Here is a 12,558-nt window from a genome sequence, read left to right as displayed (position 1 = left end):
CCGTCGCCGGTGTCAGCTTGCTGTCAACTGTCGCTCATGATTCAGCAACCACTTCTTCACATCCAGTCCCCAGCGGTAGCCGCCCAGGGTTCCGTCGGTGCGGAGCACCCGGTGACAGGGGACGAAGAGTGCGGCGGTGTTCCGGGCGCAGGCCGCCGCGGCGGCCCGGACCGCCGCTGGGCGTCCGGCCAGCCCGGCGAGCTCCGTGTAGGTGACCGGATTGCCCGGCTTCAGGTCTCGCAGCACGTCCCAGGCGTGGGCCAGGAACGCACCGTCGGTGTGCTGCTCGACCGGAACCTCGTCCACCGCGGTCAGCTCCCCCTCCAGGTACGCCGTGACGGCGGTGGTGACCGGGCCGAGGTCGCGGCGTTGGCGCAACGGGGCGCGCAGGCGTGGGTGGACCAGGGCGAGCAGGGCGGGCAGGTCGGTGGTGAAGCCGGCGGCTCGGACCGCCCCGTCCGGTCCGGCGAGGATGGCGAGTGGGCCGGCCGGGGTGTCGGTGATGGTGGCGTCGATCGTGTTCATGCTGCTCTCCAGAGTCGGCTCAGCGCGTACGAGCGCCAGGGGCGCCAGCGGTCGGCGTACGAGTGCAGGGTGTCCGGGCTGTCGGGGAGGCCGAGGGCGGCGGCACCCCGACGGACGGCCACATCGGTGGGGAGCAGGACGTCCGGGTCGCCGAGCGCGCGGAGCGCGACGTAGTCCGCGGTCCACGCCCCGATCCCGGGGAGGGCCAGCAGCCGCTGCCGGGTCTCCTGTCGATCCCCACCCGGCTCCAGGTCGATCTCCCCGGCGGCCACCGCCGCCGCGAGCCGACGCAGCGTCTCCCGGCGGGCGGCCGGCATCCGGAATGCCGTATCCGGCGCGGCAAGAACCTCCTCGGCGGCGGGGAACGCGGACAGCCCGTCCGCCTCGGGCACGGGGGCGGGGAGCTGGCTCAGGAGCCGAGTGAGCGTGGTGCGAGCGGAGGCCACCGAGACCTGCTGGCCGACGACCGCGCGGACGGCCACCTCGAAACCGTCGACCGTGCGGGGCACCCGGACCCCGGGTTCCGCCGCGACCATCGGGGCCAGGGCGGGGTCGGTGGCCAGGGCGGCGTCCACCGCGGTGGGGTCGGCATCGAGGTCGAGCAGCCGGCGGCACCGGGCCACCGCCGGCGCCAGGTCCCGCAGGTCGGTCAGGCGTAGCGTCGCCACCACGTGCCGCTCCGTCGGGGCCAGCGCCGCTGTGCCGGTGCCGTGGGGTAGCCGTAGCCCCCGGTGGTAGGTGCCGGCGCGTACCTGGTCCACCCCGGGCAGTGTCCGCGGGGCGAGGAAGTCCAGCAGCGCCCCGACGTGCAGTGGGGGGCGGTAGGCCAGCCGTACCGTGATCGTGCCGGGTCCCGCGGGTACCGTTGGCCGACGCCGGTTGGCCCGTAGCTCGGACGGAGGGACCGCGTACACCTCGCGGAGCGTGTCGTTGAACTGTCGTACGCTGCCGAACCCGGCGGCGAACGCGACCTCCGCCAGCCCGAGGTCGGTGGACTCGATCAGGGTCCGTGCGGTCTGCGCGCGCTGCGCTCGGGCCAGCGCGAGCGGGCCGGCGCCCAGCTCGGTGCGGAGTAGCCGGTGCAGGTGGCGCTCGGTGTAGCCGAGCCGCGCCGCCAGTCCGGGCACCCCGTCCCGATCGACCACGCCGTCGGCGATCAGCCGCATGGCGCGACTCACCAGGTCCGCCCGGAGATCCCACTGTGGTGAACCGGGGGTCGCATCCGGCCGGCATCGACGGCAGGCCCGCAGCCCGGCCCCCTGCGCCGCGGCAGCAGATGGGAAAAATCGCACATTCTTTCGCTTCGGGGTGGTTGCCGGGCAGGATGGCCGGCAGTAGATGCCGGTCGAGAGCACACCGGTGTAGAACCAGCCGTCGAACCGCTGGTCGCGGCTGTCAACGGCCCGGTAGCACCGTTCAAAGTCCAGGTCCACGCACCGATGATGCCTCCGTCCGGAGCCCGTCGGCTCGCGGGAATCGGACGCCGGTGTACCGCAGGGGTGCCCGGGGCAGGAACGGTCGGTCCTGGTCGGTACCGTCTCGCACACCAGGTCACGGGAGAAGGGTGCGGCGATGGCGAGCGGGGCGGGCGGGCAGACGTCGACACGGGATGGGCACCCGCCGCTGGATCCGGCGGTCACGCAGGGCTTCTTCACCCGCATGCGGGTGGTCGCCCCGGCGGCGGTCGGAGCGCTGGATCGGGACCGTGCCGGAAGCCCGGAGCGGGCGTTCGAGGACACCGCCAGCGGTCGGCTCGTCCGCTCGCTGGACGACGACCGGCTCCGTGCCCTCGGCATGTGGGTGCACCACTGGTGCGTGCGCTTCTACGACGATGACACCCGGGCCGCGCTGCGGCTGCTCAGCGAGATCGCTGCCCGGCCGGGGCTGGGGTGGACGGCCGACGAGGTTCGGTGGATGCTCCGCGAGTCGCACGCGGTCGGGCCAGCGGCCGACGCGCGCTTCACCCTGCCGCTCGCCGCCGCCGCCGAACTGCCCCCGGAAGCGCCGCGGACCGAGCCGGTCATTCCCCGCCAGACCCTCCCCCGGGACTGACCGAGGTCGCCCTCGGGGCAGGATGGGCGACGCACCCGACGGAAAGGACGACCGTGGCCGCCACCGAACCCACCATCCTCGCCACCAGCATGGGCATCTTCGCGCCGGGACGCGCCGGCCAGCCCCGGCGAATCAACCCGGTCTTCGACCTGGCCGCCGAATTGGCCGGCGCAGCGGAGCCGCGGATCTGTTTCCTCAACCAGGCCGAGGGGGATCAGCCGACCACGCTGACCCGGGTCTACGAGGGGTTCGCCGGCAGCCGGTTCCGGATGTCCCACCTGGCGCTGTTCCCGATGCCGAACGTCGAGGACGTGCGGGCCCACCTGCGGGCGCAGGACATCATCTGGGTTGGCGGCGGCAGCGTGGCCAACCTCGTGGCGGTGTGGCGGGTGCACGGCCTCGGCGAGATCCTGCGGGAGTGCTGGGAGGCCGGGGTCGTCTTGGGCGGAGTGTCGGCCGGCTCGATCTGCTGGCACTCCGGCGGCGCCACCGACAGCTTCGGAACCACCCTGCGGGGCTTCACCGACGGGCTGGGCTGGCTGCCGTACGGCAACGGGGTGCACTACGACAGTGAGGACCAGCGGCGCCCGTTGATACACCGGTTGGTCGGCGACGGCACGCTGCCCACCAGCCGGTGCACCGACGACGGCGTCGGTCTGCTCTACCGGGGTGAGCGGCTGGTCGAGGCGGTCGCGGACCGGCCGGGCGTGTCGGCGTACGAGGTCAGTCGCGGCCCGGACGGCAGCATCCGGGAGACCCCCATCGGCCCACGCCTGCTGGACTGAGCCGGCGACAGGAATCGTCGGCCAGGTGCCGGTGGTCAACCGGCGGCGGCGTAAGCTGGCTCGTCGTGAGTCTCACCATCGGCATCGTCGGCCTGCCCAACGTCGGCAAGAGCACCCTCTTCAACGCGCTGACCAAGAATGACGTGCTCGCGGCGAACTACCCCTTCGCCACCATCGAGCCCAACGTCGGTGTGGTCGGCCTGCCGGACGAGCGGCTGGGCAAGCTCGCCGGGATCTTCGACTCGCAGAAGGTGATCCCCGCGCCGGTGTCGTTCGTCGACATCGCCGGGCTGGTCCGCGGCGCCTCGAAGGGCCAGGGGCGGGGCAACGCGTTCCTCGCCAACATCCGGGACGCCGCCGCGATCTGCCAGGTGGTCCGCGCCTTCTCCGACCCGAACGTCGTACACGTCGACGGCAAGATCGCCCCGGCGGACGACATCGAGACGATCAACACGGAGCTGATCCTCGCCGACCTGCAGACGCTGGAGCGGGCGATTCCCCGGCTGGAGAAGGAGGCCAAGCTCCGCAAGGACCGGGCCGCCGCGGTGACCGCCGCCAAGGCCGCCGTGGAGGTGCTCGACAACGGCACCACCCTGTACGCGGGCGCGGCTGCCGCCGGTGTCGCGCTGGAGCATCTGCGCGAGCTGCACCTGCTGACCACCAAGCCCTTCCTGTACGTCTTCAACGTCGACGAGGCCGAGCTGGCCAACGCCGAGTTCCTCGACGAGCTGCGGGCCCTGGTCGCCCCCGCCGAGGCCGTCTTCATGGACGCGAAGATCGAATCGGAGCTGGTGGACCTGCCCGAGGAGGAGGCCCGCGAGCTACTGGAGTCGATCGGGCAGGCCGAGCCCGGGCTGGACCAGCTTGTCCGGGTCGGCTTCCGCACGCTGGGGCTCCAGACGTACCTCACCGCCGGCCCCAAGGAGGCGCGGGCCTGGACCGTGCCGGTCGGGGCGAGCGCCCCGGAGGCCGCCGGCGTCATCCACACCGACTTCCAGCGCGGCTTCATCAAGGCGGAGGTCGTCTCCTACGACGACCTGCTCGAGGCCGGGTCGATGAGCGCCGCGAAGGCGGTGGGCAAGGTTCGCATCGAGGGCAAGGACTACATCATGCAGGACGGCGACGTGGTGGAGTTCCGCTTCAACGTCTGAGTTAAGCGTTGCGGGGGCGTATGTTGACCTGATTGAATCCGGTTGTCCTCGCTCAAGGCGTGGTGGCTCCGGTTGACCGCGCCCGCAACATGGAGAGGGTGACAGCCCGTTCGAGTCGGGCCGAGTCCGGGGAGTCCCGCCGACTGCGGGACTCCCAAGCCTCGCACACCGTCGGTGGCGACAGCCCGACAGCAATGTTGACAGCAACAAGCTGCGACATGGACAGCCGGCAGCGGTCGGAAGCGGACAGCTACCCGAGGTCGTGAACGCGGAAGGACCTCCGCCCGGGCCCCTACACAGACCGTTACTCCTGTCGGGACTGTGGACAGATGCGGTCGTTATCCAGGATTCGGGGCGCTGGCCGCCGCGCTGACGTCGCCTTTTGCATCGGACCGGTGGCGAACTCGCGAAAGCCGCCGCACTGGGTGACGGCCGTGATTCCGGGTCTCACCGGCCGCAGCGACTCGTCGTCAACCACCCGGCCCCTTCAGAAGACGGGCACCTGGCGTGCCCGCGCCGTACGAGGTGTTCTGGAACCGAGGTCCAGCACGGCCAACCGGGCAGGTGCGACCGCTGGCCGGTCCAGTTGCCGCGCGACGATCCGGTACGCGATCAATCATTCGTACCGAAGTCGTCCGAACCATTGCTGTCGATTGCGGCGCCTCGGTTCACCGCCGTACCTTTGCCATATGTTTGAGGTTTTGTTCGTGTTGGCCGCCCTGGTAGCTACCGTGCTCGGAATAGTGGCGGTGCGCAGAGCGCGGGTCAAGCGATTGGAAGGGCTGGGGGGCAGCGCCTACGCCGACGGATGGTGGGTTGCCGGGAGCGGTCACCGGAGTGGCGATGACAGTGCCAGCGGGAGTGGCGACAGCGGGGGCGGTGGAGGCGGTGGAGGCGAGTAACGGCTTGCGGTGGCCTTTCTGGCTCAGGTGCCCTCGCAGCTCGGAGCACCCATAGCCCTACTTCGGGGCCCATAGCCCGTTCCCAACCCGAGAGTGACCCGTTAGCCCTTGGGTCTCCACCAGGCCGCGAGCAGCCCTACGACGGCGATGAGGAAGAGGCAGGCAAACCCTGCACAGAGCATCAGGCCCAAGCCGGCGAAGATCCCCTCCCTGGGATGACTGTAGGTGAACCAGGCTCGTTCTGTCAGGAGGCGTCCGGAGGGGCCGCGCACAGCCCGACAAGAATCCGTCAACTGCATGTTGCGTCGTCGTAACCGTGGATGGGTTATCCCTACCAGCGGTACGGTGGTTGCTTCAGTGCCATCCGAAGTTGTGGCCAATAGCGTGACTGGCATCGACATCTCCCTCGTGCGAGTAGGAACCTGAGGTGAACGCCGACGGTGCTGGGCGTGGACGACTTCGCCCGACGCCGTGGGCACCGATACGCGACCGTGCTGCTCGACATGCACACCCGCCGGCCGATCGACGTCCTACCCGAGCGCACCCGTCGGCACCCTCGCCGAATGGCTGCACGCGCATCCCGGGGTCCAGGTCATCTGTCGGGATCGGGCTGCCCGCGGAGGCGCTTGGCCAGGCGGAAGTGGTCACGGCGACGCCGACGATATTCGGCGGAGAGGCCATCGGGGCGGTGCAGGCGAGGGTGAGTGAGTGGGCCGTGGGGACGATACGCCTGTTCGGCCTGATGCCGGCGGTGCTCTTCGGTGTCTACGCGGGGCGTAGGTCAGTCTTGACCTGGGGGCCGGAGCGGAAGCGGGTTCTTGGCCTGGTCGCGGTTGCCGGACTGGCGGTCGGCATCCTTGCCGGAGTGCCCTTGGCGCTGATGGCGGCGTCAATATGGACTGACCCAGCACTCGGTATCAGTGCGATCGCGGGAATGCTCCACCTGGCGGGCGGATATGCTGCCGCAGCAGGTTACCTGGCCCTGTTTGCCTTAATCGCGGTTGCCGCTCGGCAGACTCCCGGCCCAATAGTGAAGGCACTGTCGGTGAGTGGGCAACGCTCCTTGACTCTGTACCTGAGCCAATCCCTGCTATTCCTCGTCCTCTTCGATCCGGACTTCTTTGGGCTGGGTGACAACTTCGGCGTTGCGTGGAACTCTGCGGTGGCTGTTGGTGTCTGGACCGTCGGCGTCCTCAGCGCGCTGTTGATGGACCGGCTGTCTGTCCGTGGCCCGGCCGAGGTGCTGCTACGTAGTCTCACCTACCGATCGGCCTGGCCACGTTCTCGTTGAGGAGTGGGTCGCCCGGTGGCCACGACGCCCTGGTCCGGTGGCCGCGGAGGATGTAGCGGCGCAGCCGGACGGGGCGGCCTTCCGGGCTGGTCCAGTCGGCGGTGGTGGTGTGGGTGTGCCGCCAGCCGGTGTGCTCGTACAGGGCGATGGCGGCGGCTGACCTGGGGTCGTCAACGATCTCCAGCATGAGGTCGAGTTGGTGCTCGGTGGCCCATTGGCGAGCATGGTGCAGGAGCCGGGTTGCGGTGTTGTGTCGACGGGCGGCCGGTGCGACGAACAGGCGACTGATCTCGACCACGGTTGTGGCGGCAGGGCTGGTCGCAGCGACAGGGTTGGTTGTGAAGGCAGGGTCGGCGGCGGAGGCGGGGTGGTGGATGGCTACGTGGCCGACGAGGGTGCTTCCTCGCTCGGCGATCCAGGCATGGCGGGTGTTGTCGGGGGACAGCCACTGGTATGTGTCGGCGGGCCAGTTCAGCGGGTAGCGGTCCAGCCGGTGCACGTCCGCGAGGACTGAGATGCAGCGTTGCAGGTCGGCCGGGACCCGGTCCCGGATGCTGAGGTCGTCCATCTGATCATCATCGTTGAGCAGCCCCTCGGGGTGAACCCTGGCGAAAGTTCATGGTTCGCTACTGATGCCCGGGGGAGTCCTTCACCACTAGCGTCTGTCGAGCATGGACAGGATGCCGCGAGGGAGGACGCACCGCGAATAGAGCCCACCGATGAGCCGGCGCCGGCTCGTCGCCGCAGCCACCGTCGTCGGACTGGTCGCCGCTGGCCTCACCGTCACCGGCAGCACCGCCGTCGTGAACGCGATGGCTACTCGGCCTTGATCCAGCGCGCGTCTTACGGCGTACCGCACATCACCGCCCGCAATTTCGCCAGCCTCGGCTTCGGCACCGGCTACGTGCAAGCCGAGGACAACATCTGCCTGATCGCCGAGCAGATGGTGACGGTCCGCGCCGAACGATCCCGTTGGCTCGGCGCGGAGGCCAGCAACGTCAGCAGCGACCTCCTCCATCAGAAGGCCATCGACGACCAGGCCGCCGAGCAGTTGCTCGACGGTCCGCGCGACGGCGTCCGCGCACCCTCCACACAGGTGCGCGACCAGATCCGGGGCTTTGTCGCCGGCTACAACGCGTACCTTCGCGATGGGAAGGCGATCACCGACCCTGCCTGCGCCGGGAAGGAGTGGGTACGCCCGATCAGCGAGCTGGACATGTGGCGGGCGCACTGGGCCCGAATGGTCTTGGCCAGCTCTGGTGCCCTTGCCAACGGTATCGTCGCCGCCGCGCCCCCCACCGCCAGCGGGAACAGTGGGCTGGCAAGTGCCCCTCAGACGGCAGCGGTCGCCGCCGGCGTGGACGGTGCGCCGGCCGGGTTGGGCAGCAACGCGTATGGCTTGGGGCGGGAGGCCACCACCAGCGGCGCCGGCATGCTGCTGGCCAACCCGCACTTCCCGTGGGACGGCGTCGAGCGCTTCTACCGGATGCATCTCTCAAGGTGCCCGGCCGGTATGACGTCGAGGGCGCGGCGCTGGTTGGTGACCCGCTTGTCCAGATCGGCCACAACGGCAAGGTCGCCTGGAGCCACACCGTCTCCACCGCCCAGCGGTTTGTCTGGCACCGGCTGGACCTGGTGCAGCTACCACTACGACGGCCAGCCCCGGGAAGATGACCGCCCGTACGGTCACCGTTCAGACTCCCGAGGGGCCGATCAGCCGCACCCTCTACGACACCCACTTCGGTCCGGTCGTCGTGGTGCCCGGTCAGTTCGACTGGACCGACACCACGGCGACGCGATCACTGACGCCAATGCCACCAACAACCGTGCCCTCGATGGTTGGCTGGCCATGGGACAGGCTCGGTCGGTGGGTGAGTTGCGGACGGTGTTGGACGAGCGGCAGTTCCTGTCCTGGGTCAACGTCATCGCCGTTGACCGCCGCGGCCAGGCCCTCTACGCCGACCACTCCGTCGTGCCCCGGGTGACCGACTCCCTGGCCGCCGCCTGCATTCCGGAGTGACTATGTGACCAACTCCAACGACAGCTACTGGCTGGCCAATCCGGAACATCCGTTGGAGGGCTACCCGCGTATCGTCAGCGACGAGCAGACCCAGCGCAGCCTGCGGACCCGGCTCGGTGTGCATCGGTGCAGCAGCGCCGCACCGGCACCGATGGACTTCCCGGGAGGGGCTTCACCACCAGCAACCTGTGGGACGTGACGATCGGCAACCGGGTCTTCGGCGGTGAACTGGTCCGCGACGACCTGGTCCGGAGCTGCGAGGCGGAGCCGACGGCGACCACCTCCGACGGCGCCACCGTCGACCTGACCGAAGCTTGCGCGGCCCTGCGTGGTTGGGATCTGCGGGTCGATCTGGACAGTCGCGGTGCGCACCTGTTCACCGAGTTCGTTGGGGCCGGTGGCCTGCGCTTCGCCGACCCGTTCGACCCAACCGCCCCGCTGAGCACGCCGAGCCGGCTTGCCGTCGACGACCCGAAGGTGCGGACCGCTCTCGCGGATGCCGTCCAGAAGCTGGATGGCATCCCGCTCGACGCCCGGCTCGGCGACATCCAGACCGAGCCGCGGGGCGCCGAACAGATCTCGATCCACGGTGGTCATTACGATGTCGGCGCCTTCAATATGACCATCAGTGGGTTTGCGCCCGGAGTCGGCTATCCAAAGATTTTGACGGCACCTCGTTCCTGATGGCCGTTGAGCTGGGTAGCGACGGGCCGTCGGGCCGGCAGATCCTCACCTACTCGCAGTCGGCCAACCCGAATTCGCCCTGGTACGCCGATCAGACGCGGTTGTATTCGGGCAAGGGTTGGGACACCATCAAATTCACACAGCGCCAGCTCCGAGCCGACCCGAACCTGGTCACGTACCAGGTGGGGGAGCGGCGCGACTGACCGCATCCGGTGGCCGGTGGCCGGTGGGGCCTGCCCACCGGCGGCCGGCCCCACCGCGCCAACCACGGTTAAAGCGTCCCCCATTGAGGCTTCACCTGGCCAAGCCCTGGTGGGCGACGAGGCGCTCGCGGATGAACGAGAGTGCCTACCTGCCAAAGTCGCTGGTGCCAGGTTGCTTCGGGTGGTTGGGTGCCTCGATGAGCATCATTCTGAGCACTCCGAAGGTTGACGAGCTGTCATCAGCGGCCGAGGCGCTCAAGCGGTGGCAGCTCGACGAGGGAGCGCTGCAACTACACTCCGGCGATCTCGGCTGGCACTCGCAAAACGGGGCCGAGGCTACCGCCGGCGCGATTCGGATGTGGTCGTGTGACGGGGAGGTTCTCGCGATCGGGCTGCTGGACGGCCCTGGGCTGGTGCGCCTGGCGGTCGCTCCCGACCGGCGCGAGGATGCGGCCCTGGCCCACCGGCTCGCCGCGGATCTGGACGACCCGGCAGGTGGTGTCCGGGCTGGCGATGACGCGATCGTCGAAGCCCGGGGTGCGGAGCTCCTTACCCAGTTGCTGTTGAAGCGAGGCTGGGAACGGGACGAGCCGTGGACAACCTTTCATCGAACCCTCTCGGAACCGGTGGAGGGCAGCGGTCCGCGCGTCGAGACGATCGAGCCCGATCGCGCCGAGGTGTGGGTCGCCGTCCACTGGTCCGCGTTCCGTGGCTCAGTCTGCACCGATGCCGACCGACACCGTACGGTCGGGCGTTGGCTCACGATGGCTGGAGGCCCGTTTTACGGTGACGCACGCAGCCTCGCCGTATTCGACGAGAACGACGACGCCGTGGCGGTGGCGGCCGTGTGGTCGGCCGGCCCCGGGCGGCCGGGACTGCTGGAACCAATGGGCGTCCACCATGGTCATCGAGGTCGTTACTACGGCACAGCGGTCACGCTCGCCGCCGCCGCGGCCCTTCGCGACCTGGGTTCGTCCAGCGCGGGCGTGTGCGTGGAGAGCTCCAACGCCGGTGCCATGGCCACCTACGCCTCGGCCGGCTTCACTCCGTCCGCCGAGGTGACTGATCTGCGTCGCGGCCCTCGGTGAACTCCGGCCTGGCCGAAGCTCCGATCGACCCCGACCCCCGGCCGACCCCGCACCCGGGGCCCTCCGGCGAGCCGATCCCAGTCGGTCGTGCCTTCGCGCGGCCAGGCCGCGTCGGCCTTGTCGACCAGGATATCTGCCGGGATCATCAAGAAAATTCGGCACGGGTGTCCATTCGGGGCCGCACCGATCGTCGTACCGATACCCAACAGATCCCATCGGCCCTGAGCCCTGGAGAACGTGCTGATACCTGAGAAGACGAGCTGAGAATGAAGTCATGAAGTATCTGATGCTGGTCTGCGCTGAGGAAGACCTGACCTTCACTGTCGAGGAGGAGGCGGACCTGGCGCGCCGGACTCAGCGGTGGGTGGCGGAGATGGACAGCCGCGGGGTGCGCCTGCACGGCAGCCGGCTGCAGCCCGCCGAGGGAGCGACCACGGTACGGGTGCGGGACGGTGCGGTGCTCGTCGCTGATGGGCCGTGTGCCGAGACGAAGGAGCACGTCGCGGGCTACGACCTGCTCGAGTGCGCGGACCTGCAGGAGGCGATCGAAGTGGCTTCCAAACACCCGGCCGCCAGCTTCGGCGCGATCGAGGTGCGGGCGTTTTGGCAGTCCTGACGCCGGAGGTGCGGATGGCCGTGGCGGAGTCGTTCCGGCAGGAGTCGGGGCGCATCGTCGCGGGGCTCATCCGCCTTACCGGCGACTGGGACTTGGTCGAGGAGTGCACGCAGGACGCTTTCGCCGAGGCGCTGCGCACCTGGCCGGAGACGGGCACCCCGCGGCGTCCGGGCGCCTGGCTCACCACGGTGGCCCGCAACTGTGCCTACGACCGACTCCGGCGGGCCAGCACAGAGACCGCGAAGCTGAAGGAGGTCGCCGTCCTGGCGGATCAGAAGGGCCTATCCGGCGGGGGTGTGGACCTCGACGCCGACGGCGGCAGTGGCATTCGGGACGACCGACTACGGCTGATGTTCACCTGCTGTCACCCGGCGTTGCCGATTGAGGCGCGGGTGGCGCTGACTCTCCGTACCCTTGCCGGGCTGACCACCGCCGAGATCGCCCGGGCGTTTCTGGTTCCCGAGCAGACGATGGCGAAACGGCTCGGCGGTGCCGACCTGGCCCGTGAGGGGCTCTGCGCGGAGGCGATCCGGCTGACCCGGGCCCTGGTTGAGCTGATGCCCGGCGAGTCGGAGCCGGCCGGCCTGCTCGCCCTGATGCTGTTGCAACACTCGCGGCGTGGGGCCCGGGTGGACAGCGCCGGCAACCTGATCACCCTGGAGGACCAGGACCGCGGTCTGTGGCACCGGGAAGAGATCGACGAGGCCACCAGGCTGCTCGAACGGACGTTGCGGGCCCGGCGCATCGGGCCTTACCAGCTTCAGGCCGCGATCGCCGCCTGTCATACCGAGGCGCGGCGGGCGGCCGACACCAACTGGGCCGAGATCTCCGCGCTGTACGCGTGCCTGGCCGAGTTGATGCCCTCGCCGATCGTGGAACTCAACCGGGCTGTCGCGGTCGCGATGGCCGACGGCCCGGCGGCGGGGCTGGTGCTCATGGAGGCCCTGGAGGCATCCGGGCGGTTGGGCGGCTACCACCTGCTGCCAGCGCTCCGCGCGGACCTGTTGCGCCGGCTCGGTCGGCGGGACGACGCGGCGGCAAGCTACCGCCGGGCGTTGCACCTGACCGGCAACGACGCCGAACGTCGGTACCTCAGTCGCCGCCTGGACGAGACGTGCGGTGGTGGCTCTGCCGGGTCGGTGACCGCGACGCCGGCCGAACGCGCCAACGGCGGCAACGACCAGCGGCGGTGGGCCCGGCCGGGCCCACCGTTGACGGCGCTGTGCTGATGTGGTGGCGGA

10 protein-coding genes and 2 pseudogenes are annotated in these 12,558 nt (G+C 69.8%); 9 read left to right on the top strand and 3 right to left on the bottom strand.

Going from position 1 to position 12,558, the window contains the following annotated elements:
• Nucleotides 1-12: 12 nt before the first annotated feature.
• Complete coding sequence (locus SALPAC6_RS0104980) at nucleotides 13-525, bottom strand: methylated-DNA--[protein]-cysteine S-methyltransferase (RefSeq protein ID WP_018252344.1); 513 nt, start codon at nucleotides 523-525, stop codon at nucleotides 13-15.
• Nucleotides 522-1,958, bottom strand: a complete 1,437-nt coding sequence (locus tag SALPAC6_RS0104975; RefSeq protein ID WP_018252343.1) for an AlkA N-terminal domain-containing protein — start codon at nucleotides 1,956-1,958, stop codon at nucleotides 522-524. The genes SALPAC6_RS0104980 and SALPAC6_RS0104975 overlap by 4 nt, the downstream gene beginning before the upstream one ends.
• Before the next feature lie 139 nt (nucleotides 1,959-2,097).
• On the opposite strand from SALPAC6_RS0104975, the gene SALPAC6_RS0104970 reads away from it, so the two are divergent.
• The 5 genes and pseudogenes from SALPAC6_RS0104970 (at nucleotide 2,098) to SALPAC6_RS25360 (ending at nucleotide 6,706) form a co-directional block, all read left to right on the top strand.
• A complete protein-coding gene (locus SALPAC6_RS0104970; RefSeq protein WP_018252342.1) occupies nucleotides 2,098-2,577 on the top strand; it encodes a hypothetical protein in 480 nt (159 codons plus the stop codon).
• Between the two features lie 53 nt (nucleotides 2,578-2,630).
• The gene (locus SALPAC6_RS0104965) at nucleotides 2,631-3,362 is read left to right on the top strand and encodes a Type 1 glutamine amidotransferase-like domain-containing protein (protein ID WP_018252341.1); all 732 of its coding nucleotides are present in this window, start codon (nucleotides 2,631-2,633) and stop codon (nucleotides 3,360-3,362) included.
• A 65-nt stretch (nucleotides 3,363-3,427) separates the two neighbouring features.
• Nucleotides 3,428-4,513 carry a redox-regulated ATPase YchF gene (gene ychF / locus SALPAC6_RS0104960; protein WP_018252340.1) on the top strand — a complete coding sequence of 362 codons (1,086 nt, stop codon included), beginning with the start codon at nucleotides 3,428-3,430 and terminating at the stop codon, nucleotides 4,511-4,513.
• Nucleotides 4,514-5,849: 1,336 nt separating this feature from the next.
• Nucleotides 5,850-6,030, top strand: a pseudogene (locus SALPAC6_RS28830) (transposase); the annotation flags it as partial.
• A 100-nt stretch (nucleotides 6,031-6,130) separates the two neighbouring features.
• On the top strand, nucleotides 6,131-6,706 hold the full coding sequence (locus tag SALPAC6_RS25360) for a DUF418 domain-containing protein (protein WP_223874420.1): 576 nt from the start codon (nucleotides 6,131-6,133) through the stop codon (nucleotides 6,704-6,706).
• Here SALPAC6_RS25360 and SALPAC6_RS0104940 read toward each other — a convergent pair.
• Nucleotides 6,672-7,274: a GNAT family N-acetyltransferase gene (locus SALPAC6_RS0104940; protein WP_018252336.1), complete on the bottom strand. Its 603-nt coding sequence runs from the start codon at nucleotides 7,272-7,274 to the stop codon at nucleotides 6,672-6,674. The two genes, SALPAC6_RS25360 and SALPAC6_RS0104940, sit on opposite strands and share 35 nt — an antisense overlap.
• Nucleotides 7,275-7,425: 151 nt before the next feature.
• On the opposite strand from SALPAC6_RS0104940, the pseudogene SALPAC6_RS25355 reads away from it, so the two are divergent.
• The 4 genes and pseudogenes from SALPAC6_RS25355 (at nucleotide 7,426) to SALPAC6_RS0104920 (ending at nucleotide 12,546) form a co-directional block, all read left to right on the top strand.
• Nucleotides 7,426-9,613 (top strand): annotated as a pseudogene (locus SALPAC6_RS25355) (penicillin acylase family protein).
• Nucleotides 9,614-9,810: 197 nt separating this feature from the next.
• The gene (locus tag SALPAC6_RS0104930) at nucleotides 9,811-10,701 is read left to right on the top strand and encodes a GNAT family N-acetyltransferase (RefSeq protein ID WP_026189333.1); all 891 of its coding nucleotides are present in this window, start codon (nucleotides 9,811-9,813) and stop codon (nucleotides 10,699-10,701) included.
• A gap of 274 nt (nucleotides 10,702-10,975) precedes the next feature.
• Nucleotides 10,976-11,317 (top strand): YciI family protein, encoded by a 342-nt coding sequence (locus SALPAC6_RS0104925; RefSeq protein WP_018252330.1) that lies wholly within the window; start codon nucleotides 10,976-10,978, stop codon nucleotides 11,315-11,317.
• 14 nt (nucleotides 11,318-11,331) lie between these two features.
• Nucleotides 11,332-12,546, top strand: coding sequence for an RNA polymerase sigma factor (locus SALPAC6_RS0104920; protein ID WP_018252329.1), 1,215 nt, complete (start codon nucleotides 11,332-11,334; stop codon nucleotides 12,544-12,546).
• Nucleotides 12,547-12,558: the final 12 nt, after the last annotated feature.

The sequence above is a fragment of the Salinispora mooreana genome (genome assembly GCF_000379065.1).
Lineage (GTDB): Bacteria > Actinomycetota > Actinomycetes > Mycobacteriales > Micromonosporaceae > Micromonospora > Micromonospora mooreana.
This window is presented reverse-complemented; position numbering and strand designations above follow the sequence as displayed.

Excerpts from the sequence above, each read along its gene's own strand:
- SALPAC6_RS0104940 (WP_018252336.1), bottom strand. The coding sequence starts at position 7,274 with ATGGACGACCTCAGCATCCGGGACCGGGTCCCGGCCGACCTGCAACGC.
- SALPAC6_RS0104970 (WP_018252342.1), top strand. The coding sequence starts at position 2,098 with ATGGCGAGCGGGGCGGGCGGGCAGACGTCGACACGGGATGGGCACCCG.
- SALPAC6_RS0104925 (WP_018252330.1), top strand. The coding sequence starts at position 10,976 with ATGAAGTATCTGATGCTGGTCTGCGCTGAGGAAGACCTGACCTTCACT.
- SALPAC6_RS0104930 (WP_026189333.1), top strand. The coding sequence starts at position 9,811 with ATGAGCATCATTCTGAGCACTCCGAAGGTTGACGAGCTGTCATCAGCG.
- SALPAC6_RS0104980 (WP_018252344.1), bottom strand. The coding sequence starts at position 525 with ATGAACACGATCGACGCCACCATCACCGACACCCCGGCCGGCCCACTC.
- SALPAC6_RS0104920 (WP_018252329.1), top strand. The coding sequence starts at position 11,332 with ATGGCCGTGGCGGAGTCGTTCCGGCAGGAGTCGGGGCGCATCGTCGCG.